This window comes from Silanimonas lenta DSM 16282 (assembly GCF_000429065.1).
Lineage (GTDB): Bacteria > Pseudomonadota > Gammaproteobacteria > Xanthomonadales > Xanthomonadaceae > Silanimonas > Silanimonas lenta.
In genome coordinates, this window is record NZ_KE386844.1 from 133,789 (window position 1) to 159,511 (window position 25,723).

18 protein-coding genes are annotated in these 25,723 nt (G+C 73.7%); 8 read left to right on the top strand and 10 right to left on the bottom strand.

Annotated elements, in window-relative coordinates:
- Window positions 1–76 precede the first annotated feature (76 nt).
- The gene (locus G408_RS0109315; RefSeq protein WP_028770865.1) at window positions 77–1,171 is read left to right on the top strand and encodes a TRAP transporter substrate-binding protein; all 1,095 of its coding nucleotides are present in this window, start codon (window positions 77–79) and stop codon (window positions 1,169–1,171) included.
- Window positions 1,172–1,189: 18 nt separating this feature from the next.
- Here G408_RS0109315 and xth read toward each other — a convergent pair whose 3' ends face one another.
- Window positions 1,190–1,972, bottom strand: a complete 783-nt coding sequence (xth, locus tag G408_RS0109320) for an exodeoxyribonuclease III (RefSeq protein ID WP_028770866.1) — start codon at window positions 1,970–1,972, stop codon at window positions 1,190–1,192.
- Window positions 1,973–2,047: 75 nt separating this feature from the next.
- Between xth and G408_RS0109325 the strand changes: the two genes are divergently transcribed.
- Window positions 2,048–3,055: a GGDEF domain-containing protein gene (locus G408_RS0109325; RefSeq protein WP_028770867.1), complete on the top strand. Its 1,008-nt coding sequence runs from the start codon at window positions 2,048–2,050 to the stop codon at window positions 3,053–3,055.
- Window positions 3,056–3,121: 66 nt separating this feature from the next.
- The gene (locus G408_RS0109330) at window positions 3,122–4,123 is read left to right on the top strand and encodes a GGDEF domain-containing protein (RefSeq protein WP_028770868.1); all 1,002 of its coding nucleotides are present in this window, start codon (window positions 3,122–3,124) and stop codon (window positions 4,121–4,123) included.
- An 8-nt stretch (window positions 4,124–4,131) separates the two neighbouring features.
- Here the strand turns inward: G408_RS0109330 and pepN are convergent, their stop codons facing one another.
- A complete protein-coding gene (gene pepN, locus G408_RS0109335; RefSeq protein WP_028770869.1) occupies window positions 4,132–6,750 on the bottom strand; it encodes an aminopeptidase N in 2,619 nt (872 codons plus the stop codon).
- 66 nt (window positions 6,751–6,816) lie between these two features.
- On the opposite strand from pepN, the gene G408_RS0109340 reads away from it, so the two are divergent.
- Entirely contained in the window at window positions 6,817–7,839 is a 1,023-nt protein-coding gene (locus G408_RS0109340) for a pyridoxal-phosphate dependent enzyme (protein WP_028770870.1), read from the top strand.
- A 24-nt stretch (window positions 7,840–7,863) separates the two neighbouring features.
- On the top strand, window positions 7,864–8,262 hold the full coding sequence (locus G408_RS0109345) for a ketosteroid isomerase-related protein (protein WP_028770871.1): 399 nt from the start codon (window positions 7,864–7,866) through the stop codon (window positions 8,260–8,262).
- Between the two features lie 6 nt (window positions 8,263–8,268).
- Here G408_RS0109345 and bioC read toward each other — a convergent pair whose 3' ends face one another.
- The 4 genes from bioC to bioB are packed head-to-tail and all read right to left on the bottom strand — an operon-like array spanning window position 8,269 to window position 12,150.
- Window positions 8,269–9,162, bottom strand: coding sequence for a malonyl-ACP O-methyltransferase BioC (bioC, locus tag G408_RS0109350; protein ID WP_037412901.1), 894 nt, complete (start codon window positions 9,160–9,162; stop codon window positions 8,269–8,271).
- The gene (gene bioH, locus G408_RS0109355) at window positions 9,159–9,941 is read right to left on the bottom strand and encodes a pimeloyl-ACP methyl ester esterase BioH (RefSeq protein WP_028770873.1); all 783 of its coding nucleotides are present in this window, start codon (window positions 9,939–9,941) and stop codon (window positions 9,159–9,161) included. Before bioH ends, bioC begins: the two co-directional genes overlap by 4 nt.
- Window positions 9,942–9,946: 5 nt before the next feature.
- A complete protein-coding gene (gene bioF / locus G408_RS0109360; RefSeq protein ID WP_028770874.1) occupies window positions 9,947–11,134 on the bottom strand; it encodes an 8-amino-7-oxononanoate synthase in 1,188 nt (395 codons plus the stop codon).
- 5 nt (window positions 11,135–11,139) lie between these two features.
- Window positions 11,140–12,150, bottom strand: coding sequence for a biotin synthase BioB (bioB, locus tag G408_RS0109365; protein ID WP_028770875.1), 1,011 nt, complete (start codon window positions 12,148–12,150; stop codon window positions 11,140–11,142).
- Between the two features lie 93 nt (window positions 12,151–12,243).
- On the opposite strand from bioB, the gene G408_RS14840 reads away from it, so the two are divergent.
- Complete coding sequence (locus G408_RS14840; protein WP_051282839.1) at window positions 12,244–12,918, top strand: ComF family protein; 675 nt, start codon at window positions 12,244–12,246, stop codon at window positions 12,916–12,918.
- Here the strand turns inward: G408_RS14840 and ubiA are convergent.
- A complete protein-coding gene (gene ubiA, locus G408_RS0109375) occupies window positions 12,897–13,814 on the bottom strand; it encodes a 4-hydroxybenzoate octaprenyltransferase (RefSeq protein ID WP_028770876.1) in 918 nt (305 codons plus the stop codon). The two genes, G408_RS14840 and ubiA, sit on opposite strands and share 22 nt — an antisense overlap.
- Window positions 13,804–16,074, bottom strand: a complete 2,271-nt coding sequence (locus tag G408_RS14065) for a patatin-like phospholipase family protein (protein ID WP_084628180.1) — start codon at window positions 16,072–16,074, stop codon at window positions 13,804–13,806. Before G408_RS14065 ends, ubiA begins: the two co-directional genes overlap by 11 nt.
- Before the next feature lie 181 nt (window positions 16,075–16,255).
- On the opposite strand from G408_RS14065, the gene G408_RS0109385 reads away from it, so the two are divergent.
- Both G408_RS0109385 and G408_RS0109390 read left to right on the top strand, forming a co-directional pair.
- The gene (locus G408_RS0109385) at window positions 16,256–18,103 is read left to right on the top strand and encodes an autotransporter domain-containing protein (protein WP_028770877.1); all 1,848 of its coding nucleotides are present in this window, start codon (window positions 16,256–16,258) and stop codon (window positions 18,101–18,103) included.
- Between the two features lie 100 nt (window positions 18,104–18,203).
- Entirely contained in the window at window positions 18,204–20,171 is a 1,968-nt protein-coding gene (locus G408_RS0109390; protein WP_028770878.1) for a TonB-dependent receptor, read from the top strand.
- A 45-nt stretch (window positions 20,172–20,216) separates the two neighbouring features.
- Here G408_RS0109390 and G408_RS0109395 read toward each other — a convergent pair whose 3' ends face one another.
- Both G408_RS0109395 and G408_RS14070 read right to left on the bottom strand, forming a co-directional pair.
- The gene (locus tag G408_RS0109395; protein WP_028770879.1) at window positions 20,217–23,849 is read right to left on the bottom strand and encodes a translocation/assembly module TamB domain-containing protein; all 3,633 of its coding nucleotides are present in this window, start codon (window positions 23,847–23,849) and stop codon (window positions 20,217–20,219) included.
- Window positions 23,849–25,720 carry an autotransporter assembly complex protein TamA gene (locus G408_RS14070; RefSeq protein WP_051282841.1) on the bottom strand — a complete coding sequence of 624 codons (1,872 nt, stop codon included), beginning with the start codon at window positions 25,718–25,720 and terminating at the stop codon, window positions 23,849–23,851. Before G408_RS14070 ends, G408_RS0109395 begins: the two co-directional genes overlap by 1 nt.
- Window positions 25,721–25,723 lie beyond the last annotated feature (3 nt).

Genomic DNA, 25,723 nt, shown 5'->3' on the forward strand with positions numbered 1-25,723 from the left:
GTGCAACGCAGGCCGTCCCGGAGGCCATGCCGCCCGTTGTTACACTCCGGGGCCAGGTCTTCGGTGAGGAGGAGCCATGAAGCGACGGGATGTGCTGCGGGGCATGGGGCTGGCGACGGCAGCGGCCGGGCTGGCGGCCTGCGCGCCCGGCGGTAACGGTGCGGCAGGCGGCGCCAGCGAGGTGCGCCTGCAGTGGAAGATGGTGACCAGCTGGCCCACCAACTTCCCCGGCCTCGGCACCGGCGCGGCGAAGCTCGCCGAGCGCATCACCCAGGCCACCGGCGGGCGCATCACGGTGAAGGTGTTCGGCTCCGGCGAGCTGGTGCCGCCCTTCGAGGTCTTCGACGCGGTGAGCCGCGGCACCGCCGAGATCGGCCACAGCGCCGCCTACTACTGGCGCGGCAAGGCCGCCGCCGCGCCCTTCTTCTGCGCCGTGCCCTTCGGCCTCAATGCCCAGGAGATGACCGCCTGGCTGCGCTTCGGCGGCGGGCTGGAGCTGTGGCGGGAGCTGTACGCGCCCTTCAACCTCGTGCCCTTCCCTGCCGGCAACACCGGGGTGCAGCTGGCCGGCTGGTTCCGCAAACCCATCGAGGGGGTGGCCGACCTCCGAGGTCTTAAGATGCGCATCCCCGGCCTCGGCGGCGACGTGATGCAGGCCTTGGGCGCGGTGCCGGTGAACCTGCCGGGGGCCGAGATCTTCACCAGCCTGCAGAGCGGTGCCATCGACGCCGCGGAATGGGTGGGCCCGTACAACGACCTCGCCTTCGGCCTGCACCGGGTGGCGAAGTACGCCTACTACCCGGGCTGGCAGGAGCCCGGCCCCACGCTCGAGGCGATGTTCCACAAGCCGGCTTTCGATGCCCTGCCGGACGACCTCAAGGCGATCGTCGAGGCCTGCTGCGCGGCGGTGAACGATGAGATGCTGGCCGAGTACACCGCCCGCAACCAGCAGGCCCTCGATCTCCTGGTGCGCGAGCATGGCACGCAGCTGCGGCGCCTGCCCGAGGACGTGCTGGTGGCGCTCAAGCGCGCCGCCGACGAGGTGCTGGAGGCGCTGGCCGGCGCCGATCCCTTCGCCCGCCGGGTCTACGACTCGATGCGCGCCTTCCGCGCCCAGGCCCAGGCCTGGCACTCGGTTTCCGAAGAGGCCTTCTACCAGGCGCGGCGCTGAAGCCGCGGCGCCGGCCGGCTAGGGCTGGAGGTTCACCATCACCGGGGCATGGTCGCTGGGCCGCTCCCAGGTGCGCGGCTCGCGGTCGATCATGGCCTCGGTGCAGCGCGGCAGCAGGCCTTGGGAAAGCAGCACGAGGTCGATGCGCAGGCCGAGGTTGCGGCGGAAGCCGGCGGCCCGGTAGTCCCACCAGCTGAACTCCGCGCCCTCCGGCTGCAGGGCGCGGTAGCTGTCGACGAGGCCGAGCGCGAACAGGCGGCGCAGGGCCGCGCGCTCGGCCGTCGAGGTCAGGATGCTGTCCTCGTTCCAGACCGCGGGATCGTGCACGTCGCGCTCGTCCGGGGCGATGTTGAAGTCGCCCAGCACCACCAGCGCCGGGTGGCGGCGGAGCTCTTCGGCCAGCCAGCCGTGCAGGGCCTCGAGGAATCGCAGCTTGTAGTCGTATTTCTCGCTGCCCACGGCCTGGCCGTTCACCACGTAGAGATTGACGATGCGGACCCCGCCGACCGTCGCCGCGATCACCCGCTTCTGCTCGTCTTCGAAGCCCGGGATGCCCACCTGCACCGCCTCCGGCACCAGGCCGGCCTCGCTACGGGCGAGCAGGGCCACGCCGTTGTAGGTCTTCTGCCCGGCGAACACCGAGCGGTAGCCGGCGGCGGCGAGTTCGGCGTCGGGGAAGCGGTGGTCCTCGAGCTTGGTCTCCTGCAGGGCCACCACGTCGGGGCGACGCGAGCCGAGCCAGGCCAGCAGATGCGCCTGCCGGGCATTGAGGGAATTGACGTTCCAGCTGGCGATCTTCATGGCGGGAAGTGTAGCCACTGTGCTGCACCGGCCGCCGCCCCGGGGTAGGCTTGGGCCACGCCCCACGGACCGGCCATGCCTCCCTTCATTGCTTCCCTGCTGTTCCGGCTGCGACAGGACTTCCGCCTGAGCATCGTCTCGGTGTTCGGTGCCATCGGCGTGGTGGCGATCCTTCCCTTCGGCCTGCTCCGCTTCGCCCAGGGCAACTGGGCCGCGGGCACGGTCGATTTCCTGGTGGCGCTCGGCATCATGCTGCCCGCCGTCTATGCCTGGCGTGGCGGCAGCCTCGATCTCGCCGGCCTGTGGATCGCCATCAACAATACGGCGGGCAGCCTCGCCATCACCGCCCTGCTCGGCAAGACCGGCCTGTACTGGCTGTTTCCCGCCCTGCTCTCGAACTTCTTCATCGTCCGCCCGGCGATCGCCGTCGGCCTGGCCTCGGCCGGCATCGTCGGCGCCCAGTTCCATCCGGGCATCTTCGATTCCCCGGGGCAGCGGGCCACGGTGCTGACCACGCAGTTCCTGGTGGCCCTGTTCGCCTACATCTTCGCCAAACGCACGGCCCTGCAGCGGCGCATGCTGGAGGAGATCGCCACCCTCGACCCGCTCACCGGCGCCCGCAACCGCCGTGCCATGGAGGAGGAAGTGGCGGTCGCGCTCACGGCGCATGCCCGCAGCGGCCGGCCGGTGACGCTGATGGTGCTCGACCTCGACCACTTCAAGCGCATCAACGACCGCTTCGGCCACGAGGAGGGCGACCGCGTGCTGCGCCGCTTCGTCGATCTCGTCAAGCGCAGCACCCGCGCCACCGACCGCCTGTTCCGCTATGGCGGCGAGGAATTCGTGCTGCTCATGGAACACACCGACGAGATCGCCGTGGAACGGGCCTTCGCCAACCTGAGGCGGCGCGTGCATGCCGAGCTGCGGGCCCGCGGCGAGGCGGTCACGGTCTCGGCCGGGGCGGCCGTGCTGCGCCATGGCGAGACGCGCGAGGCCTGGTTCGCGCGCGCCGATGCCGCCCTGTACCGGGCCAAGCAGGCGGGCCGCGACCGGCTGGTGCTGGACGCCCCGCCCCCGGCTTGACCGGCGGCAAACGGCTGCCACCGGGCTGCGCTATCGTCGGCCCATGGCCTGGATGCCCTGCCGCCGATGACCCGCCTGCTCGCCGGCCTGCGGCGACGGGCCCGCGCCGATTTCCGGCTCGGGCTCTACCTGGTGTTCGGCCTGCTGGCGGTGCTGGTACTGGCCCCGCTCGGCCTGGTGCGCCTGCTGCAGGGCAACCTGCCGCTCGCCCTGATCGATTTCGGGGTGAGCCTCGTCATCCTCGCCGCCATGGCCCATGCCTGGCGGGGCGGCAACCTCGACCGCATCGGGCTTTCCATCACCCTGCTGGTGAATGCACTGGGCCTGCTCGCCAGCCATTTCAGCCCCGGCGGGCTGTACTGGCTGTTCCCCATCCTCATGGCCTCGGCCTTCATGGTGGGGCCGCGGCTCGCCCTGCTGCTCTGCGCTGGCGTGCTCGTCTACCTGCTGCTGGACGGCCGGGCGCTGGCACGCAGCGGCCAGCCGCTCGCCGTGCTCAGCGCGCTCGCGGTGAACGGCGTATTCGCCGCGATCTTCGCCGGCCAGTCGGGCCGCCGGCGCCAGCAGCTCGAACGCCTGGCCACCTGCGATGCACTCACCGGCGCCGAGAACCGGCGCGCCCTCGAGGCCGAGCTGGAACGGGCCATTGCCGCCTTCCGCCGCGATGGCCGGCCGGTGGCCCTGGCCCTCGTCGATCTCGACCACTTCAAGCGCATCAACGACGAGCTCGGCCATGACGAGGGCGACCGCGTGCTGCAGGCCTTCACCCGGCTGGTGCAGGGCTCGGTGCGCCGCACCGACCGCCTGTTCCGCTATGGCGGCGAGGAGTTCGTGCTGCTGATGCCGGGCACCGACGAGCTGGGCCTCGAACTCGCCATGAGCCATCTGCGCAGCCGGCTGCGCGAGGGCCTCAGGGCCGGCGGGCGCGAGGTGACGGTGTCGATCGGCGGCGCCGTGCTGCGCCCCGGCGAAGACCGCGACCACTGGTTCGGTCGCGCCGACGAGGCGCTCTACCGGGCCAAGGAACTGGGCCGCAACCGGGTGGAGATCGATCTGCCGGAGGGCTGAGCCGGCGCTCAGGCCGGCAGCCGCGCCAGCAGTTCGGCCACGTCGCGCGAGCGCTCGCCCTGCCGCAGCGGCGCCAGCGCTGCCCGCGCCCGCCCGGCGAAGGCCGGCGCCCAGCGCGGCAGGCCCTCGAAGGCACCGAGCAGCCGCGCCGCCACCTGCGGATTGATTGCATCGAGCAGGGCCACCTGCTCGGCCACCAGGCGGTAGCCGGCGCCGTCGGCGCGGTGGAAGGCCGCCGGGTTCGAGCGCGCGAAGCCACCCAGCAGGGCGCGCACCCGGTTGGGGTTCGCCGGCAGCCAGAGCGGGGTGGCCATCAGGGCCTGCACGGCCTCCAGGGCCTCCGGCCGGGGCCGGGTGGCCACGAGGCCGATCCACTTGTCGGTGACCAGCGGGTCATCGGCGAACTCGGCGGCGAACCGGACCCGCGCCGCCTCGGCTCCCTCCACCCCGGCATGCAGGAGGGCGCGCAGGGCGGCGAAGCGCTCGTCCATGCCGCGCGCGCCCGCGAACAGGGCGCGGGCCGCCGCCCCGCCATCGCGGCGGGTGATCAGCGGCAGCAGGGCATGGCGCAGGCGCCGTGCCGCCATCGCGGCATCCGCAAGACCGCCGCCCGCCGCGGCCTCGAGCGCGGCGAACCGTGCCGCCAGCGCCTCGGCATGGGTCTCCGCCAGCCGCTCCAGCAGGGCCTCGCGCGCCGCCACCAGGGCCAGCGGATCGGCCACGGGCACGGCATCGGCAAGGGTGTCGATGTCGGGCAGCACGAAGCATTCGGCAACGAAGGCCGGATGCGCCGCGGCATCCCCGAGCAGAGCGCCCAAGGCAGCGAAGAGCGCGGCCTCGGCCTCCGCCGGCGCCGGGGCGGGCCTGGCGCCGGCCCGGTCCAGCAGCACCTCGAGGGCCAGGGCCTGCAGGGCATCCCAGCGGGCGAAACCATCGCGGGCCTCGCGGACGAGGCGCCCGCGCTCGAGGGCGGTATAGGCCAGTTCCAGCCGCACCGGGGCGGAAAAGCCGAGGTTCAGCACCGGCAGCGGCTCGGCGGCCAGCCCCTCCCAGCGCAGCACATGGCGCGCATGGCGCAGCAGCAGGCCGCCGCCGGGCATGGCCTCGGCATCGTGCACGGCAGGTGGCGGCAACGCATGTCCGAAGGCATCGAGCAGGGCGAAGCGCAAGGGGATGGGCAGCGGCCCGGCCCCCGGCACGTTCGCCGGCGGCCGCTGCTCGATCCGCAGCTCGAAGCGGCCATGTTCCGCATCGAAATGCCGCTCGACGGCGAGCACCGGCGTGCCGGCCTGGGCGTACCAGGCCAGCATGTCCCTGCAGTCCACGCCGGAGGCCGCGCTGTGGGCGGCATAGAAGTCCTCCAGCGTCGCCGCACGGCCATCGTGCTCGGAGAAGTAGCGGTCCATGCCGGCCCGGAAAGCCGCCTCGCCGAGCCGGGTGTGCAGCATGCGGATGATCTCCGCACCCTTCTCGTAGACGGTGAGGGTGTAGAAGTTGTTGATCTCGCGGTATTCGGCGGGCCGCACCGGGTGCGCGAGCGCGCCTGCGTCCTCGGCGAACTGCCGGCCGCGCAGCAGGCGCACGTCCTCGATGCGTTTGAGGTCGCGGGAGTGCAGGTCGGCGGTGAACTCCTGGTCGCGGAACACCGTGAGCCCTTCCTTCAGCGAGAGCTGGAACCAGTCGCGCAGGGTGACGCGGTTGCCGGACCAGTTGTGGAAGTACTCGTGCCCCACCACCGATTCGATGGCGAGGAAATCGGCATCGGTGGCGCTGCGTTCGTCGGCGAGGATGTAGCGGGCATTGAAGATGTTGAGGCCCTTGTTCTCCATCGCCCCCATGGTGAAGTCCTGCGCCGCCACCACGTTGAACACGCCAAGGTCATAGCAGCGGCCGAAGCGCTGCTCGTCCCAGCGCAGCGCCCGCTCCACCGCGCCGAGGGCGTAACGGCAGGGCTCCGGGTCCTCGCCCTCGACCCAGACATTGAGTTCGATCTCCCGGCTATCGGCGCCGGTGAGCCGCTTCGAGACCCGCGCCATCGGCCCCGCGGCCAGGGCGAACAGGTAGCAGGGCGTGGGATGCGGGTTCTCCCACACCGCCTCGTGGCGGCCGTCCTCGAGTACGCGCTCACTGATGCGGTTGCCGCCGGCCAGCAGCACCGGATAGCGCGCGCGCTCGGCGCGCAGGGTGGTGCGCCAGCGCGCCAGCACGTCCGGGCGGTCGATGAAGAAGCTGATGCGGCGGAAGCCCTCGGCCTCGCACTGGGTGAGCAGCAGGCGGCCACTGGCATACAGGCCCTCGAGCCGGGTATTGGCCGCGGGTCGCAGCCCCACCCGGCTGCGCAGGCGGCAGCGCGCAAGCCCCTGCGCGGGGAAGACTTCGAGGCCTTCGTTCGTGAGGTGGAACTCGTCCACCGCGAGGCGGCGGCCATCCAGCTCCAGCCAGCGCAGCGCGAGCGCCTCGCCATCGAGGCGCAGGGGCGCGCCCGGCACGTCGCAGCGCAGCGCCAGCACCGCCTCGACCTCGCTTTCCTCACGGTCGAGCTCGAACACGAGGTCCACGGCCTCCACCGTCCAGGCCGGCGGGCGGTAGTCGGCAAGGCGGACCGGGGCGGCGTCGGGATCGCGCATGGTTTCGTCGGTGTGTGCGAAGGACTCCGCAAGGATAGCGCCCGGCCATGCCGCATACTGCGCGCCATGCATGATCCCGCCTGCCACGTCCCGCGCTTTTCCGACCTCCTCGATGCCGCCGCCCGCCTGCGCGGCCTCGCCCATGTGACCTCGGTGCTGCGCTCGCGCTCGCTCGATGCGCTGGCCGGCTGCGAGCTCTACTTCAAGGCCGAGAACCTGCAGCGCGCCGGAGCCTTCAAGTTCCGCGGCGCGGCCAATGCGGTGTTCTCGCTCACGCCGGAACAGGCGGCGCGCGGCGTGGTGACCCAGAGTTCCGGCAACCATGGCGCCGCCGTAGCCCTCGCCTGCCGCCTGCGCGGCATTCCCTGCACCGTGGTGGTGCCGCACAGCGCCCCGCGCATCAAGCGCGAGGCCATCGCCCGCAACGGCGCGCGCATCGTCGACTGCGAGGTCGGGCAATCGGCGCGCGACGAGGCCACCCGGGCCGTGCTCGAAGAGACCGGCGGCGAGCTCATCCACCCCTTCAACGATGCGCGGGTGATCGCCGGCCAGGGCACTGCCACCCTCGAGCTGCTCGGCCAGGTCGAGCGGCGCGCCCGCGCCCGGGCAGGCGATGGCGACGAGCCCCGCCCCGTGCTCGACCTGGTGCTGGCCCCGCTCTCGGGCGGCGGGCTGATGAGCGGCACGGCGCTCGCCGCCCACGGCATCGACCCGCGCATCCGCGCGCTCGCCGCCGAGCCGGAGGGCGCCTGCGACGGCCATGATTCGCTGAAATCCGGCACCCGCATCACCGGCCGCAGCGCGAACACGATCAGCGACGGGCTGCGCGCCGAGCTCGGACCGCTCACCTTCGCCATCCTGCGCGAGCACTGCGAGGACGTGCTGCTCGCCAGCGATGCCGAGACGGTGGCGGCGATGCGCCTCCTCTGGGAGCGCCTGAAGCTGGTGGTCGAACCGAGCGGCGCGGTGCCGCTCGCCGCCCTGCTCCGCCAGCGCGAACGCTTTGCCGGGCTGCGCGTCGGCATCATTCTCTCCGGCGGCAACGTCGATCTCGATGCCCTGCCCGGCCTGCTGGCCCTCGCCCCCTGATCCCTCACCCAGCCACCCGCCTCCATGTCCCTCGACCTGATCCAGCGCTACTACGCCGCCTTCAATGCCGGCGACCGTGAGGCCATGCTCGACTGCCTCGCCGACGACGTGATCCACGACCTCAACCAGGGCCCACGCGAATGCGGCAAGCCGGCCTTCCGCGCCTTCCTGCAGCGCATGGACCGCTGCTACCGCGAGCGCCTCGAGGACCTGCGCTTCCTCGTCTCGGCCGATGGCCGCCATGCCGCCGCGGAGTACGTGGTGCACGGCGAGTACCTGGCCGACGACGAGGGCCTGCCCCCGGCCCGCGGCCAGCGCTACGTGCTGCCGGGTGGCGCCTTCTTCGAGGTGCGCGAGGGCCGCATCACCCGCGTCACCAACTACTACAACCTCGAGGACTGGATCGCGCAGGTCTCGCGCTGACCGCCCTCACCCGGCGCCGTCGGCGCCGCGCCGCCGCACCCTGAGCTTCTCGACCGGGAAGTGGGCGATGTCCGCCCCGCCCTCGCGGCGGGCGGTGCCCGGCGGCGGCGCCCAGGCCATGGCGCTGATCACCTCCCAGGTGCTGGGCAGCCGGCCCTCGTGGCGCAGGGGCTCGTAGGCCGCGGCCACCGCGCGGTGGCGGCCGCGCCCTCCAAGGCCGCGGGGACGGTCGACGCGGGCATCGGTGGCGCCGATCGCCTTGAGGTCGCGCATCAGGGCCGTGGTGTCCGGGTAGGTGAGGGTGAAGCGGTCGCGTTCGAGCACCGGGTTCTTGAAGCCCTGCGCCACCAGCGCATCGCCCACCTGCTGGATCGCCGCGAAGGGCGAGAGCGGCGGGGGGATGCCGGCCCGGGCATAGGCCTCGCGCAGTTCGATGAGGGTGTCCGGGCCGAAGGTGCTGAAGACCAGCAGCCCGCCCTCGCGCAGCACCCGGCGCAGCTCGGAAAGCGCCCGCGGCAGATCATCCACCCACTGCAGGCAGAGGTTGGAGAACACGAGATCGAGACTGCCATCGGCGAGGGGCAGGGCGCGGGCATCGGCCTGCACGGCATGGATCGGCCGCCAGAAGCGCGATTTCGCCTGCACCTCGCGCAGCATCGGCAGGGCGAGGTCGAGCGCCAGCACCCGGCACTTCCGCCCCCAGCGCGCCTTGAGCGCGGCACTGGCGCTGCCAGGACCGCTGCCGAGGTCGAGCACCGTGGCCGGCACGCGATCGTCGAGGTACTGCAGTTGCTCCAGCAGCCGCGATTCCACCTCGCGCTGCAGCACCGCGGCCTGGGAATAGCCGCGGGCGGCGCGGCCGAAGGCGCGGCGCACGGCGCGGGGGTCGAACACGCTCATGACGGGCAGGCTCCGGAAAACTCGATGAGGGCCCTGGCCACGGCCTCGGGTTCGGTGAGGAAGGGGGCATGCCCGGCGCGCTCGAACAGCCGGAAGCGGCTGGCCGGCGCCAGCGCCGCCGCGGCCTGCATCGCCGCCGGGCTCACCAGCCGGTCGCGGCGGCCGGCCAGCCACAGGCTCGGCATGACGAGCCCGGGCAGCAGACCGCGCAGGTCGCCGTCATGCAGCAGGGAAAGGCCCTCGCGCAGGGCGCGCGGGGCCGGTTCGCCCCGCGCATAAACGGCATCGCGCAGGAAACGCAGTTCCTCGCGCAGTTGCGCCGAGCCTTGCGCTTCCAGCATCAGGAAGCGGTCGAGGGTGCCGCGGTAATCGCGTTCCAGCTCCTCGCCGAAGGCCTCGAAGACCCGCGGGTCCATGCCCGCCGGCCAGTCGGGCGCGGCCACGAAGCGCGGGCTGGCGGCCAGCATCACGAGGCCCCGCACCCGCGCCGGGTGGCGCGCGGCCAGGGCCGTGGCCACGAGGCCGCCCAATGACCAGCCGGCCACCAGGGCGGGCGCGGCGCCCTGCGCGGCAAGGCCTTCGGCAAGCGCATCGACCAGCCGCCCGAGGTCCAGCGGCAGGGCGCTGTCGCGGCTGTGGCCATGCCCCGGCAGATCGACGCGCAGCACGGTGAAGCCTTCGGTGAGCGCCGGCAGCAGCGGGGCGAAGATGCCGCCGTGCATGGCCCATCCATGCAGCAGCAGCAGCGCCGGGCCCTGCCCGGCGATCTCGAGATGCAGCGCGCTCATGCCTCGACGCCCGCGTCTTCCAGGCAGGCCGCCAGCGCATCCAGCAGGGCATCCACCTCGGCCTCGGTATGGGCGGCGCTCAGGGTGATGCGCAGCCTCGCCTTGCCATCGGGCACCGTGGGCGGGCGGATCGCTGGCACCCAGAAGCCGCGCTGCTCGAGGCTGCGCGCCACGGCGAGGGCGAGGCTGTTGCTGCCGAGCAGCAAGGGCTGGATGGGGGTGCTGGAATCCAGCACCGGCAGGCCGTGGCGCAGGGCGCCGCGGCGGAAGCGCGCCACCAGCGAGGCCAGCTTGGCGCGCCGCCAGGCGTCGTGGCGCAGGCGGTGCAGATTGGCCGACATCGCGGCCGCCAGTGCCGGCGCGACGGCGGTGCTGAAGACATAGGGCCGGGCGCTCTGCAGCAGGTGTTCGATGAGCGAGGCGGCGCCGAACACCAGCGCCCCCTGCCCGCCGAAGGCCTTGCCGAGCGGCGCCACCAGCACCGGTACGTCGCGCGCCGAGAGCCCCGCGGCCGCCCAGGCGCCTCGGCCCTCCGGCCCGAGCACGCCCACGCCATGCGCCTCGTCCACCATGAACAGGGCATGCTCGCCGGTGGCGGCGAGCGCCAGTTCGCGCAGCGGCGCGACATCGCCGTCCATGCTGAACACACTGTCGGTGGCCAGCACGGCGGCGGCTTCCGGCAGCGACTGCAGCTGGCGCAGGGCGGCGGCATAGTCGCGGTGCGGGTAGCGCCTCAGCTCGGCGCCGGCCAGCCGCGCGCCATCGAGCAGGCAGGCATGGTTGAGCTTGTCCTGCACGCAAAGATCGCCGGGCTCCAGCAGGGCCTGCAGCACGGCGAGATTGGCCTGGTAGCCGCTGGGGAAGTACAGGGCCCGCTCATGGCCCATCCACTCCGCCGCCTCGCGCTCGAAGCGGGCATGCAGGGCATGGTGGCCGCTCACCAGGGCCGAGGCGCCACTGCCCAGGCCATGCCGGGCCGCGGCCTCCTGCAGCGCGGCCACGGCGTCCAGCGAGGTGGCAAGGCCGAGGTAGTCGTTGCTGCAGAAGCTGAGCAGCGACTGCCCGTCCACCCGCACATGCATGCCTTCGGCCTGCTCCACCACCCGGCGCCGGCGCAGCGCGTCGCTGCGGGCGCGGCTCGTCTGGGCGACGGCGAGGCGGTCTGGCCAGCGCGGGCGCGGCATCGGGCTTACGCGGCTTCCGGCTTGGCGCAGGCAATGTCGGCGTGCACCGTGCGGCTCTCCTCGACCACCGGCATCGGCCGCAGGCCGAGGCGGGCGAACAGGGCCTGGTCGGCCTCGACATCGGGGTTGCCGGTGGTCAGCAGCTTCTCGCCGTAGAAGATCGAGTTGGCGCCGGCAAGGAAGCACAGGGCCTGCAGCTCTTCGCTCATCTCGTTGCGGCCGGCCGAGAGCCGCACCATCGAGGCCGGCATCAGCAGGCGGGCCACGGCGATGGTGCGCACGAACTCGAAGGGATCGAGCAGGGCCGTGCCATGCAGCGGCGTGCCTTCCACCTGCACCAGGCGGTTGATCGGCACCGAGTCGGGGTGTTCCGGCAGGTTGGCCAGGGTCTGCAGCAGGCCGGCGCGCTGTTCGCGGCTCTCGCCCATACCGACGATGCCGCCACAGCAGGTCTTGAGGCCGGCCGCGCGCACCGCCTCGAGGGTATCGAGGCGGTCCTGGTATTCGCGGGTCTTGATGATGTCGGCGTAGAACTCCGGCGCCGTGTCGAGATTGTGGTTGTAGTAATCGAGCCCGGCCTCCTTCAGGGCGCGGGCCTGCTCGGGCTTGAGCATGCCGAGCGTGGCGCAGGTCTCGAGGCCCATCGCCTTCACGGCGCCGACCATCTTCGCCACCTCGGCCACGTCGCGGTCCTTGGGCGAGCGCCAGGCCGCACCCATGCAGAAACGGGTGGCGCCCGCGGCCTTGGCGGCGGCGGCGCGCGCCACCACCTCGTCCACGGCCATCAGCTTCTGCGCTTTCAGGCCGGTGTCGTAGCGCGCGCTCTGCGGGCAGTAGGCGCAGTCTTCGGGGCAGCCGCCGGTCTTGATCGAGAGCAGGGTGCTGACCTGCACCTCGGTGGGGTCGAAGCGCTCGCGGTGCACGCTGGCGGCGCGGTGCAGCAATTCGGGGAAGGGCAGGTCGAAGAGCGCGAGCACTTCCTCGCGCGTCCAGTCGTGGCGGATGACGGCAGGCATGGAGGGTTTTCCGACGGCGGCAAGGCCGCGAGCCCCGGCAGTCTGGAAACCGCCCCCTCCCCTGTCAACCGCGAGGCCTGCCTGTTCCCCCACATGCTCACCCGCCTGTGCCGCTGGCTCGAGGCCGGGTTGCTCGCCCCCTGCTGCCTGCACTGCCACGGAGCGGTGCCCAGCGCATTGCCGATCTGCGCCGACTGCGCCGCCGGCCTGCGCCCCGCCCCCGCCCTGCCGGAGGCGCCGGCGCCCTGCGGCGGCGTGCGCCTCGCCGCCTTCCGCTACGAAGGCACGGCAGCAGCGCTGATCACCGCCTACAAGTTCGGCGAGGACCTCGCCGCCGGGCGGGTACTGGCCCGGCTCGCCCTGCCCGCCCTGCGCGAGGCCGACCGCCCCGAGGCCCTGGTGCCGGTACCCCTGCACCGCCAGCGCCTGCGGCAGCGCGGGCACGACCAAGCCCTCGGCCTCGCCCGCGACTGGGGCCGCGCCCTCGGTCTGCCGGTTCGAGCCGGGCTGCTTCGGCGGCAGCGCGCCACCCTGCCCCAGACCACGCTGGATGCCCGGGGCCGCGCCGGCAACGTGGCGGGGGCCTTCGAGGCCCACGGTCCCTGCCCGGCCCACGTGGCCCTGGTGGACGATGTGCTCACCACCGGCAGCACGGTGGCCGCGGCCGCCGAGGCCCTGTTCGCCGCCGGGGCACGGCGGGTAGATGCCTGGGTGCTGGCCTGGGCCGCGCCGCCCGGGGGCGGGGCTCAGCCCGCGGCGATGAAGTAGTGCAGTGCCACGCCGCCGAACAGGGCCGCGCCCACGGCGTTGTTGCCGAGGAAGGCGGCGAAGCAGTCTTCCGGGTGGCGCGAGCGGCCGCGCTGGAACTGCCGGACGACGAAGGCGGCGGCCACCGCGAGGCCCAGCCAGTAGGCGGTGCCCAGCTGGAGGCGCTGGCCGAGCAGCACGAGGCAGAGCCCGAACAGGGCGTAAAGGGCGGCGAGGATGGGGATGTCGAGGTCGCCGAACAGCAGGGCGGTGCTCTTCGCCCCGGCCCGGCGGTCGTCCTCGCGGTCCACCATCGCGTACCAGGTGTCGTAGGCCGTGGTCCAGAGCAGGTTGGCGATCAAGAGCAGCCAGGCCTCCTGCGGCGGCCAGACATCGCGCACCGCCGTGTAGGCCATCGGGATGCCCCAGGAGAAGGCAAGGCCCAGCCAGACCTGCGGCAGCCAGGTATGCCGCTTCATGTAGGGGTAGGCGGCGGCCAGCAGCAGGGCCACGCCGCTCAGCAGCACGGTCTTCGCATTGGTGAGCAGCACGAGGCCGAAGGCGGCCAGCATGAGGGCGGCGAACAGGCCAAGGGCGAAGCGCCCCGAGAGCTCGCCGGCCACCAGCGGCCGCGCCTTCGTGCGCCGCACCTGGCCGTCCAGCCAGCGGTCGGCGTAGTCGTTGATGACGCAGCCGGCGGATCGGGTGAGCCAGACCCCGGCCACGAAGACCAGCAGCGGCCCCACGGGCGGCCAGCCCTCCGCCGCCAGCCAGAGGGCCATCAGGGTGGGCCAGAGCAGCAGCAGCCAGCCGATCGGCCGGTCGGCGCGCATCAGCCGCCAGGCGGCGTCGTAGCGGGCGCGCCAGGCGGCGGGCAGCCAACGCGCGCCCGGGGCCCGGAAGGGCTCAGTCGTCATTGCGGATCAGGTTGCCGAAGTTGATGGACCAGGTGTCGTCGCCGCGGTCGGTGCGGCCGAAGCCGAACAGGATCGGGCCGAAGGGGCTCGACATGCCGACGAAGGCGCTGCCGGCGATCACGGTGCGCGAGCGGTCGAAGGCCTGACCGGTGTTCCACACCTGCCCGCCCTCGAGACTGAAGCCGAGGTAGGTGGGCACGGCGAACAGGGCATTGGTATCGCCCAGCCGCCGGTAGTACACGGCCCGCCCATAGCCCAGCCGGTCGCCGATGAAGCCGCGCTCCAGCACGCCGGAAAGATTGAGGAAGCCGCCGAGGCTGGAGAAGGTGGCAAGCCGGGGCGGCGCGCCCGCGGTGCTGGCCCAGCGCGTGCCGAGCAGCAGGTGGTGGTTGCCGCGGCTGAACACGGTATCGGCGCGCAGGCGGGCGGCCCAGCCCTCGTCCTCCGCGCCCAGCCAGTCCTCGTAGCGCTCGAGGGCGAGCACCGCGCGGGTGCCATCGGAGGGGAAGCTCAGCCGGTCCAGGGTGTCCCACACGGCGCGGCCGCCGAAGGCCATGGCCTGCTGGTCGATGCGGCGCGGGGCGAAGGTGCCCACCACCTCGCGGGCATCGAGGTCGGCGCGGCGCACGGTGGCCTCGAGCAGCCAGCGCGGATCGGTCTGCAGGCCGAGGCGCAGGCCCAGGGCCCGACGCGACACCCGGTACTCGCCGGCCTGCTGGGTGAAGGCGGTGAGCGGCACGTTGAAGGCGCGGTAGCCGAGATCGGCGCCGAAGAAGAAGCGCCGGTCGAGGTCGAGCGGCGCGAACCAGTCGAGCGAGAGTTCGGTGGTGCGGCCGAGCCGCAGCAGGCCGCGCAGCTCGTCGCCATCGCCGCTCACCCCGGTCTTCAGCAGTTCGGCGGTGAGCTGGTAGTCGCTGCGGCCGGCGAAGTCGTCGGAGAGCTGCAGGCCGATGTTGAAGAACATCGGCCCCCAGCCCTTGTCCACCGGACTCAGCTCCACCCCATATGCATCGCCGCGGCGTACCGGCCGCCAGCCGATCTGCTGGTAGCTGCCCTCGGCATAGGCCGAGGCCACGGCGCGCTCGATGCGCTCCGGCTCCATCGGCTCGCCCACCAGCCCCTGCGCCCGGTTGGCCACCAGGCGCGCGGTGCGCGAGCGCCCTTCCACCACCTCGACGAAAGCAATCGTCGGCACTTCGCTGGCCGGGGCGCGGGCCCGGGCCTTCCGCCACCCGGCGAACTCGGCCTCGGACAGGGCATAGCGGCGCAGGCGTGGCAGTTCCGCCTCGGCGGCGGCCTCGCCGCGCGGGATGACGCTCACCGCTTCGTTGAAGGCGGCGCTGGAGAAGTTCCCAAGCGGCGGCACGATCAGCACGTCCCGCTCGCCCAGGGTGGCGAGAGTGCGCTGGGTCTTCTCCTGCATCAGCACCGAGACCATCTGGTAGGCGATGGTCGCCGGCGAGCGCAGCTCCTCCCGATCGAGCAGCGGGCTGCCGACATCGACGGCGATCACCACGTCGGCGCCCATGTCGCGCACCACGTCCACCGGCACGTTGTCGACGATGCCGCCGTCCACCAGCAGGCGATCGCCGATCTCGGCCGGGGCGAACACCGCCGGCACCGCCATCGAGGCGCGCACCGCCAGCGGCAGGTCGCCCTCCGCGAGCACCACCCGCTCGCCGCGCACGATGTCGGTGGCCACCGCGCGGAAGGGGATGGGCAGGTCGTCGAAGCGGGTGATGCCCGAGGCATCCAGCATCAGCCTTCGCAGCAGCAGGCCGAGCTTCTGCCCCTGCACCGCGCCAGTGGGCAGGACCACGCCGCCGTCGCGCCAGCCAGCCTCGAGCTCGAGCCGGTAGTTGAGCTGGGCCTCCTTGCGCCGCATCGGCAGGGCGGCGCGCTCGGGGTCGTCGCGGAACAGGGCCTGCCAGTCCACCGCCGCCAGCGCGGCTTCGATTTCCTCCGGGCGCATGCCGCTGGCGTACAGGGCGCCGACGATGGCGCCCATGCTGGTGCCGGCGATGGCGCAGACCGGGATGCGCTCGCGCTCCAGCACCTTGAGCACGCCGACGTGCGCCGCGCCGCGCGCTCCGCCGCCGCCGAGCACGAGGCCGATGCAGGGCCGGCGCCCGGCATCGGTGGCCGCGGCCAGAGTGGCAGCACGCGTACCCGGCTCTCCTGCCGCATGGGCGGATGGCGGAGCGCCGCCTGCTGCAACGCAGCACCAGAGCAGCAGGGCGGGTAGGGCGTTCCAGCGCATCCTCGGGCGCTCCTCGAGGGGAAATCAGGGCCCTGCATGATGCCGGATGGGCAACGCACGGCGCCGTATGGCACGCCCCGTAACTTTGTTTTAATGTCGGCCGGGTCGCGGTCGGGCGCCCCCCGCCGCGTGATCCTCCCTGTCGAACCACCGCCGTCCAGGCCCGATCCAGGAGTTCCGCATGCCCCGCACCCGTCTCATCGTCGGCGCCGTCGCGCTGGCCCTCGCCGCCTCCTCGGCGCACGCCCAGCGCTTCAGCGGCGTCATCAGCTTCGGCGACAGCCTCTCCGACGCCGGCAACGTCGGCCTCGCCACCAATCCGGCCGGCGGCCCGAGCCAGAGCTTCACCACCAATCCCGATCCGGTGATGGTGGAACTGCTGGCGCGCTACTTCGGCTTCACCCAGGCGCCCTCGCTGGCTGGCGGCAGCAACTTCGCCTTCGGCGGCGCCTGCGCCCGTACCGCCACCGGCCCGACCTCGCCGCCCTGCAGCTCCTACACCGTGCCGCGGCTGAACCAGCAGATCGACCTCGCGCTGGCCGGCGGCGCCGCCAACCCGAATGCGCTCTACACCGTGTGGATGGGCGCCAACGACCTGTTCGGCGACATCCCGGTCTGGGCCGCCAACCCGGCCACCGCCTCGGCGAATGCCCAGGTGGGCGGCATTCCGGTGGCCACGGCGGTGGTGCAGCAGGTGGCGCGGCTGCAGGCCGCCGGCGCCCGCAACATCGTGGTGCTGAACCTGCCCGATCTCGGCGTGACCCCGCAGTTCTCCTCCGGCCCTCTGGCCGCAGCCGGTCCGCTCGCCACCCTGGCCACGGTGAGCTTCAACGGCGCGCTGAGCCAGGGCCTCGCCCAGCTCGGCACCGGCATCATCCCGATCAACGTCTTCGGCCTCGTCAACGAGGTGCGGGCCAATCCCGCCGCCTTCGGCTTCACCAACGTGACCGGCGTGGCCTGCACCGTGCCCTCCTCGCTGCTCTGCACCCAGAACACGCTGGTGGCGCCGGGTGCCAACAACACCTACCTGTTCGCCGACGGCGTGCACCCCACGGGCGCGGCGCACCGCCTGCTCACGAACGTCACCATCGCCACCATCAACGCGCCGACCATCGTCGCGCTGGCCCCCGAGGCCTCGATCGCCGCCTACGAGGAGCACGGCGGCGCCATCCGCAACGCCCTGTTCGACGAGCACTTCGGCGAGCGCGAGGACGGCAGCGTGCGCACCTGGGCCGTGCTCGGCGGCGGCAGCGGCAGCCTGGCCGGCAGCGCCTTCTCGCCCGAGGCCGACACCAGTGCCTTCAATGCCAGCTTCGGCGCCAACTACCGCCTGAGCGAGGCCTTCACCTTCGGCCTTGCGGCCAGCTTCGGCAACCAGAACCTGAAGCCGGTGGGCGGCGACATCAAGAGCAACACGGTGCTGCTCTCGGGCTATGGCGTGCTGAACTTCGGCGGCTTCTCGGCTACCGCCATCCTCAGCGGCGGCTCCACCAACCTCGACATCCGCCGCGACATCCCGCTCGGCCCCGGCGTGCGCTCCGACAAGGGCGAGACCGACGGCGACCATGTCGGCGCCGAGCTGATGCTGGCCTACACCTTCAAGGGCGACGGCTATGCCCACGGCCCCTTCGCCGGCGTCACCTGGCAGGAGGTCGAGGTGGCCGCCTACGCCGAGGACGGCGTGAACAGCACCAGCATGAACTTCCGCGACTTCACCCGCGAGTCGATGGTGAGCTTCGCCGGCTACCAGCTGAAGGCCGACTTCGACGCCCTGCAGCCCTTCGTCCGCGCGGCCTGGAACCGCGAGGACAAGACCGGCCGCACGGTGGTGAACGCCGGCTCGAACAGCATGGGCGGCCGCTTCGCCCTCGAGGGCTTCGCCCCGGCGAAGGACTGGACCAGCGTCGAGCTGGGCCTCGGCTTCACCTTCTCCGAGAACCTCGGCGGCCACGTGGTGTACTCGGGCCGCTTCGGCGACGACGTGGTGGACCGCGACCGCCTCGGCCTCGGCCTCAGCTACCGCTTCTGACCGCCACCGGCATGGAGCACGGGAAGGCCGCCGCAGGGCGGCCTTCTCTTTTTCCGGCCGCCGGCGCATCGTAGGCGGCAACGCCCCCCCTGCGCCGACGATGCCGCGACCGCCGCCCCGCCCTGCGCATCTCGCCTGTGCCCTGCTGCCGGCCCTGGCCATGCCGGTTCCGGCGCAGGACACCCGCGCGCTGCTCGACCTGGAACTGGAGGCCCTGCTGGAGCTGCGGGTCTCGGTGGCCAGCGGCCGCAGCGAGGCGCTGCGCGAGACCCCGGTGCTGGTATCGCGTCTCGATGCCGCGGAAGCCCGCGCCTACGGCCTGCAGACCCTGGCCGAATGGCTGTCGCTGCTGCCGGGCGTAGTGGTGCAGGAGAGCGCCATCGGCACCCAGGCGGTGATGGTCCGCGGACTGGTCGAGGGCTTCAACCAGAAGGTGCTGTTCCTGCTCGACGGCGTGCCCTACTGGCAGCCGAGCCACGGCGATTCGCCGCTGCCGGCGATCCCGCTCGCGGCCATCGAGCGCATCGAACTGGTACGCGGGCCGGGTGGGGTGCTGTTCGGCACCAATGCCACCGGCGGGGTGATCAACATCGTGACCCGCCGCGACGAGGGGGGCGAGGCCTGGCTGCAGGGCGGCGGGCGCGGGCGCTGGCGTGCCGAGGGGCACTGGCGGCAGGCGCTGGGCACGGGCCAGTCCCTGCAGCTCGCCGTCTCGGCCAGCGAGGACCCGCGCTACGCCGGCCTGTTCACTGCCCGCCCCCGTCCTCCCGGCTTCCCGCCGGATACCCCGGAAGATGGCCGGGTGCCACGCGGCGGTGGCCAGCGCTCGGCCCTCGTCGCCTGGCAGGCGCCCGGTTTCACCCTGCGCTGGCATGGCTTCGAACGCGAGGCCCGGGGGCTGGCGGCGGCCGCCAGCCTGCTCAACCGCTCCACCCTGCACTACGAGGGCCAGCAGCTGGCCGCCAGCCACGAACGCACTTTCGGCGAACGGCACATGCTGGCGCTGCATGCCGACTGGACCCGCTTCACCCTCGCCATCCCCACGGCCCGCCAGCTCGGCGGTACCATCGACGGCCTGCAAACCTTCGCCGACGATGGCCGCGGCAATACCCGGCTGCGCAGCGGCCTTGCCTGGCAATGGCAGCTGGGGGAGGCGCACTTCCTGCAGGCCGGGCTGGAACGCGAGCGCCGCAATACTGCCGAGTACCAGCTGCGCGATGCCGCGAGCGGCGCCCTGCTGGCCGTGCAGCTGCCGGCGGAATCACGGTACGAAACCGCGGGCTGGCTGCAGTTCGACGGCCGCTTCGGTGACTGGCGCGCGGTGCTCGGCCTGCGCCATGTCGACAGCGAGGTGTTCGGCCAGCGCTGGCTGCCGCGCGGCTCGCTGCTCTGGCAGGCCAGCGAGCGGCAGAGCTGGCGCCTGGTGTTCTCGGAGGGCTACAACGCGCCCACGCCGCTGCAGCGCAACGTGGCCATCCCGCCCGATGCCCTGCGCGGCAACCCGGAGCTCCGGCCGGAGGCCGTGCGCAATCTCGAGCTGGCCTGGAGCTGGCAGGGAGAGGGCCAGGCCCTGGTGCTCTCGGCCTACCGCCTGCGCATCGACCAGGCGATCCAGCGCCAGCGCCTCGGCGGTGGCAGCACCGTCGGCTTTGCCAACCTGCCGGCCTTCGAGCGCCATGGCATCGAAGGCGAATGGCGCCGGCGCCGGGCCGGCTGGCAGCAGTACGCCAGCCTGCACTGGCAGCGCGAAGGCGACTCCGGGGCCGATGCCTTCGCCCGGGTGGCGCCGCGCTGGCAGGCGAGCCTGGGGCTTGCCTACCGGCAGGGGCCGCACCACTGGGGCGGCGCGCTGCGTTACGTGGGGCGCCGCGCCGCCGCCGGCCCGATGGCCCTGCTCTCCCTGCAGTACCGCTTCGAGCGCCCGGCGTTCTGGCTCGAGCTCGGCATCGACAATGCCCTCGGCGATGCCGGCCGCCACCCCGACGTGCTCGACCTCGATCCGCGCCGCGAAGTGGCCGGCCTGCCACCCAGCCCCGGCACCCTGTTCGGCCTTGGCTGGCGTTTCTAGGGCCGGCCGGGATTCGCCCCCGGCAGCAGCCCGCCCCGCCCTTCCTCAGTCGCGGTCGAAGCGGGCCTCGAGCAGCAGGCGCTGCTCCTCGCTGCTCTCCAGCTGCAGGGAAAGCCAGCGCCGCAGGGCGTAGGTGGCGCCGAACACCTGGCCGGCGCCGCTGAGCGACATGCCGTAGCTGACGTAGAGCTTCGGCGTGATGCGCTTGCCCACGGTGAGGGCGGTGCCACCGAGGGCACGCGACTGGCCGACGCTGGCGACATCGAGGCCCACGGCCCCGGCGAAGGCCTGGGCCACGGCATTGCCGCCGAGAGCCAGCGCCGCCTGCTCGAGCTGCGCGGCATCCTGTCCGTCGGCGGTGGAGAGCGGGCGGCCGAACATCAGCAGCGAGAGGGCCTCGGCCTGCGGCAGCGGCGGCTGCGACCAGACCTCGGCGCGCAGCCGGTCCGGGGTGCCGGCCAGCGCCACGCCGACCTCGGGCGAGGTGTCCGGGCGCTCGGCGCGCACGTCCACCACCGGCTGGTCGAGCGGGGCATTGGCCCAGCGCAGGCTGCCGCGGGTGAGCCGCAGCGCCTGCCCGTAGGCGCGCACCCCGCCGGAAAGCTCGAGGGTGCCGGTGGCACGCGGCTCGCGGTCGATGCGGTCACGCACCCGCAGCTCGCCGGCCACCCGGCCATCGAAGCCATAGCCCACGAGCCGCACGTCCTCGCCGAGCACCAGCCGCAGGTCGGCATCCAGCGCCGGGCCGGGCGCGGCCTCCGGTGCGCCGGCATCGACCACCACCACATCGGCCGAGACCGGCACGCTCTGCGTGCCCTGCTCCACCTGCAGCAGGGCGCGCGGCACCGCCACCCGGCCGCGCACCCGGGCCACGCCGCCCTGCACCTCGACCTCGAGTTCCGGCGAGATCCAGGCCCGGGCCTCGGGCGTGTCCAGCACGCGCACCGCCTCGCCGCGCACGCCAAGGCGGATCGGCGAGACGCCGGGCTGCCAGTCGCCGGCCAGGGCCAGCGCGCCATCGCCAGTGGGCAGGCGGCCCTCGAGGCGCAGGCGCCCCCCCTCGTCGCCGCTGGCCCGCAGCTCGCCCGCCTCCACGGCGATGCCGAGCGCCGGCAGCTCGACATGGAAGGGCGCCAGCGCGAGTTCGCCGCTCCAGCGCGGGGCCTCCAGCGTGCCGGCGACCCGCAGTTCGCCGCGCAGTTCCCCGCGCGGTTCAGCAAGGTCGGCAACGAAGGCCTCGACGATGCCGAGATCGTTCGCCTCCAGGGTGAGCCGGCCATCGAGCGCGCCCGCGGCATCGGCGCGCAGCGTGGCGATGAGCCGTCCCTCGGGCGGCAGCCCGGCGCTGGCTTCGAGGCGCAGGCCGTCCGCGCCGCGGGCCGCGTCGATGCGCAGGGCCTCCCAGCGCAGCGCGGCCTCGCTGGCGCCGCCGAGGCTGCGCAGGCGGCCGCGCGGCGATGCCAGCCGCAGCTCGCCCCGCAGCGCCGGCGCCGAGGGTTCCAGCCGCGCCTCGAGGCTCAGCCGGCCCACCGGCCGCAGCTGGCCCTCGCCCTCCGGCAGGAAGGGGCCGAGCCAGCTCAGCAAAAGATCGCTGCCATCGAGCCGCAGTTCGCGGGCATCGCCCTCGGCGCAGAGCCGGCTACTTCGGCCAAGACCGAGGCAGGCCGGACTTGCGAGCCGCCAGCCGCGTGGCTCGAAGCGGACATCCACCGGCTCGGCCAGGGTGGCGGCGGGCAGGCGCGGCAGGCGGGCATCGAGGCGGGAGAGCGTGAGCCGCGAGGCACCTCCCGGCAGGCGCTGCCAGCCGCCCTCGGCCTCGATCCGCCCCGCCGGCCCCTCGCGCGGGGCGAAGCCCTCGCCCGCCAGCCCCTCGATGACGAGGCGATGGCGCAGCCGGGAAAGCCGCCCCTCGGCCTCGGCCTCGAGGCCCTCGGCCGTCCAGCCGGCATAGGCCGGCGCCAGCACCGAGAGCCTGGCCTCGAGCCGTGGATCCTCGTGGCGGCCGGCGAGGCGCAGGTCGAGCGCCGCGATGCCCTCCGCCCCCTCCAGCCAGGGCGCCAACGGCAGGCGGCGCAGTGAGGCGTCGAGATCGAACTCGGGCGCGAGCCGGCCGCGGGCCCTGAGCCGGCCCTCGCCCAGCGCCAGCTCGGCCTCGCCGCGGCTGCGGCCGGCTTCGCTGTCGAGGGCAAGCCGGCCCGACAGCGGCTGGCCGCGCAGCTGCCCTGTCAGTCCCTCCAGCCGGGCGGCGAGCGCCGGGGCGCCCTTGGCGGGCCAGGTGCCGTTCACCGAGAGCCGGCCGTCCAGCCGCCCCGGCCAGCCGGGCAGCAGCCAGGACGGGTCGAGGGCGCGCAGCCGGGCCTCGAGCGCGAGCGGGCGATCACCGGCCAGCCCGAGCCGCGCCTCGCCCTCGAGGCCGCCGCCCGGCGAGTCGAAGCGCAGGCGCGGCAGGTGCAGGGCCTCGCCTTCGCGGCGCGCCTCGGCCTCGATCCGGGCCTGCTGCGCGCCGCGCCGCAGCTCGCCGCGCAGCGCGGCCTGCCAGTCCTCCAGCCTGCCCTCGACCTGCGCCGTGGCATCGGCCCGGACCCGGGCCTCGCCCTCGCCCCAGATGAGGCCGCGCCCCTCGGCCTCCAGCCGCGCGCGGGCCTCGTCAAGCGCGATCTCGCCACGCAGGGTGAGGCGGCCGTCCAGCAGGCCGAGCACGAGGGCGTCGAGATACAGGCGCTCGCCGTCGAGGCGCAGCTGCGAGGGCGCGATGTCGATGGCGAGCCCCTCGCGCACGAGCCGGCCTTCCAGCGCCACGGCATGGCCCGGCGCCGCGGCGGCACGGCCCCCCGCGAGGCGCAGGCCGAGATCGAGCGGCGCGGCCTCGGCAAGGGTCAGCGCCTCGCCGCTCGCCTCCAGCGTCCAGGCCAGGGTGTCCAGCGATCCTGCGTCACGCCATCCGCCGCGCAGGGCCAGCGGCCCGCCGGCCCGGGCCTGCAGCTGCAATTCGCCCGCGGCCAGCCTGCCTTCGAGGCGCAGGGCGAGCGCTTCCAGACCGGCAGCCTCGCCCTCGAGCTGCAGGGCCGTGGCGAAGTCCCGCGCCGGGGCATAGGCGAGCCTCCCTGCCAGGGCGAGCCCGGGGCCTCGCAGGGCCAGCGCCTCCAGGGCGAGCTCGCCGCGGCGCAGGCGCAGGCGCGCGCCCGCCTCGTCGAGCTGCAGGCGCGGCGGAACCTCGGTGGACGGCGCCTCGCCCACCGGCAGGCTCCAGACCCGCAGCCCGCGCAGCGCCAGTGCCTCGATATCGAGGCCGAGCGGCAGCGCGAGCGTGGGCAGCGCCTCGGGCCAGGGCGGCGAGGGCGGCGCCTCCCCGTCTTCGCGCTGCCAGACCCGGACGCCTTCGGCCCGCAGCGAGCGCAGGGCAAGACCGCCGATCCGCGGCCGCAGCGGGCCGAGCTCGAGGCGCTCGATCTCGATGCGCTGGCGGCCATCGTCGAAGACGAGGCCGCGCAGGCGCAGGCCGCCGGCCAGGCTGCCCTCGCGCTCCCCGAGCGCGAGCTGGCCCTCCGGCAGGGCGGCGAGCGCCCGGCCCAGCAGCAGCTCGCGGCCACCGCCGCTGCCGAGCAGCCACCACAGCCCTCCCGCAGCGAGCAGCAGGCCCGCCAGCAGCAGCATCGCCAGCGCCTTCATCGCACGCATCAGAAGCTGATCCCGAAGCTGATGTGCAGGCGCGTGCCGCCGCCCGCCTCGCGGTCGAGGCCCTGCGCCACGTCCACGCCCAGCAGGCCCACCGGCGAACGCCAGCGCGCGCCCACCCCGACGCCGAGCTTGGGATCGAGCCCGCGCCGGGTGTTGGCGGCATCGCCGGCATCGGCGAACAGGGCCACGCCCCACTGATCGTCGAGGAAGTGCTGCAGCTCGACGCTGGCCACCGCCATGTGCAGGCCGCCGATGACCTGGCCCTCGAAACGCGGCCCGACCTCGCGGTAGCCGTAGCCGCGGATGCTGCGGTCGCCGCCGACGAAGAAGCGCAGCGAGGTGGGATAGGCGAGCACCGCGTCCTCGCCGTCGAGGCGGGTGGTGCCGAACTCGCCGCGCAGCACCAGGCGCTGGCGTTCGCCGATCGGCCACACCCAGAGCGCGCCGAGCTGCACCTGCAGGAAATCGCGCCGCCCGGCTTCGCTGTCGAACAGGCCGCCGCGCAGCAGGGCACGCCCATGCCAGCCGGACTCGGGCGAGAGCGGGTCGTCCATGCGCCGGTACTGCAGGCTGAGCTCCGGATAGGCGAGGTTGGCGGCGCGGCTGGCGATGCGCGAGCGGGTGACGGCGCGCTCGCGGGCGGCCACGAGGTCGGCGCCCAGGGTCCAGGGCTCGCGCTGGCCGCGCCAGCCGGCGCGCAGCGAGGCGCGCTCGAAGCCGAGCGCAGCGGTCGGGTCCTCGCGCACGAGGCCGCCCTCGGCGGCATACCAGCCCTGCCAGACGCGGAAGGCCGGCACGCGGTACTGGGTGGAGAGCGAGGTGCGCAGCTCGCTCCACTCGGCCTCGGCCAGCCACTTGTGCCCGCGCGCGTTCACCCAGCGGCGGTTGAGGCCGCCGCGCAGGCCAAGCCCGGTGTCGGTGCCGAAGCTCAGGGCCGCGGTGTAGGTGGTGCGCTTCGCCGGCGTGGTGCGCACGTCCACCGGCACCCGCAGGTCTTCGTCGATGCCTTCCTCGTCCGGCGCCACCTCGACCAGGGCGAAGTAGTCGAGCGCCGCCAGCCGCTGCTGCAGACGCGAGAGCTTGCCGCGCTCGTACGGGTCGCCGGGCGACCATTCGACGAAGGGATCGAACAGGCCCTCGCGGAAGCCGGTCTCGGCAAAGCGCGCCTCGCCCAGCCGGTGCCGCGGGCCGGAGTTCCAGAAGAGCGCGATATCCGCCGAATGCGCGGCCCGCCGCACCTCCACCCGGTGCCGCTCGAGGCGGGCATCGAAGTAGCCACGCTCGGCCAGCAGGCGGTCCACGCGCTGCTTGCCGGCCTCGTACTCGGCATGCACCAGCACCTCGCCCGGTTTCGGCCCCAGCGTGGCGAGCGCCGCCGCCACCGCGGCATCGCCCTCGGCCTCGCCGGCCATGCGCGCATCGAGGCGGGCCACCCGCACCGGCTCGCCGGCCTCGACCTGCACCACGATGCGTACCCCGTCCGCTTCCGCCACCCGCCGCACCTCGACGCGCGGCGCGTAATAGCCGAAGGGCTCGAGCGCGGCGGCCGCCTCGGCCTCGGCCCGGCGGGAAAGGAAGCGCAGCCTCGCCTCGCCCATGCGCGCCCGCTGCGCCGGCGTCAGCCGGGTGAAGCCCAGGGCCAGGCGCACGTTCTCGCGCTCCGCCTCCGGCAGGCCTTCCACCTCCACGCCGAGCAGGCGAACCGGCGGGGCCGGGGCCCAGCGGCGCGGCCGCTCAGCGCGGGGCGCCGCGGCGGCCGGCGGCTCCGTCACAGGTGCCACCTCGGATTCCGGGGCCGGCACCGCCTGCGCCACCGGCGGCCCCGCGAGCAGGGCCAGGACGAGCAGGGCGGCGGCGGGCCGTACCGGCACGAA

Excerpts from the sequence above, each read along its gene's own strand:
- G408_RS0109315 (WP_028770865.1), top strand. The coding sequence starts at position 77 with ATGAAGCGACGGGATGTGCTGCGGGGCATGGGGCTGGCGACGGCAGCG.
- xth (WP_028770866.1), bottom strand. The coding sequence starts at position 1,972 with ATGAAGATCGCCAGCTGGAACGTCAATTCCCTCAATGCCCGGCAGGCG.
- G408_RS0109325 (WP_028770867.1), top strand. The coding sequence starts at position 2,048 with ATGCCTCCCTTCATTGCTTCCCTGCTGTTCCGGCTGCGACAGGACTTC.
- G408_RS0109330 (WP_028770868.1), top strand. The coding sequence starts at position 3,122 with ATGACCCGCCTGCTCGCCGGCCTGCGGCGACGGGCCCGCGCCGATTTC.
- pepN (WP_028770869.1), bottom strand. The coding sequence starts at position 6,750 with ATGCGCGATCCCGACGCCGCCCCGGTCCGCCTTGCCGACTACCGCCCG.
- G408_RS0109340 (WP_028770870.1), top strand. The coding sequence starts at position 6,817 with ATGCATGATCCCGCCTGCCACGTCCCGCGCTTTTCCGACCTCCTCGAT.
- G408_RS0109345 (WP_028770871.1), top strand. The coding sequence starts at position 7,864 with ATGTCCCTCGACCTGATCCAGCGCTACTACGCCGCCTTCAATGCCGGC.
- bioC (WP_037412901.1), bottom strand. The coding sequence starts at position 9,162 with ATGAGCGTGTTCGACCCCCGCGCCGTGCGCCGCGCCTTCGGCCGCGCC.
- bioF (WP_028770874.1), bottom strand. The coding sequence starts at position 11,134 with ATGCCGCGCCCGCGCTGGCCAGACCGCCTCGCCGTCGCCCAGACGAGC.
- bioB (WP_028770875.1), bottom strand. The coding sequence starts at position 12,150 with ATGCCTGCCGTCATCCGCCACGACTGGACGCGCGAGGAAGTGCTCGCG.
- G408_RS14840 (WP_051282839.1), top strand. The coding sequence starts at position 12,244 with ATGCTCACCCGCCTGTGCCGCTGGCTCGAGGCCGGGTTGCTCGCCCCC.
- ubiA (WP_028770876.1), bottom strand. The coding sequence starts at position 13,814 with ATGACGACTGAGCCCTTCCGGGCCCCGGGCGCGCGTTGGCTGCCCGCC.
- G408_RS14065 (WP_084628180.1), bottom strand. The coding sequence starts at position 16,074 with ATGCGCTGGAACGCCCTACCCGCCCTGCTGCTCTGGTGCTGCGTTGCA.
- G408_RS0109385 (WP_028770877.1), top strand. The coding sequence starts at position 16,256 with ATGCCCCGCACCCGTCTCATCGTCGGCGCCGTCGCGCTGGCCCTCGCC.
- G408_RS0109390 (WP_028770878.1), top strand. The coding sequence starts at position 18,204 with ATGCCGCGACCGCCGCCCCGCCCTGCGCATCTCGCCTGTGCCCTGCTG.
- G408_RS0109395 (WP_028770879.1), bottom strand. The coding sequence starts at position 23,849 with ATGCGTGCGATGAAGGCGCTGGCGATGCTGCTGCTGGCGGGCCTGCTG.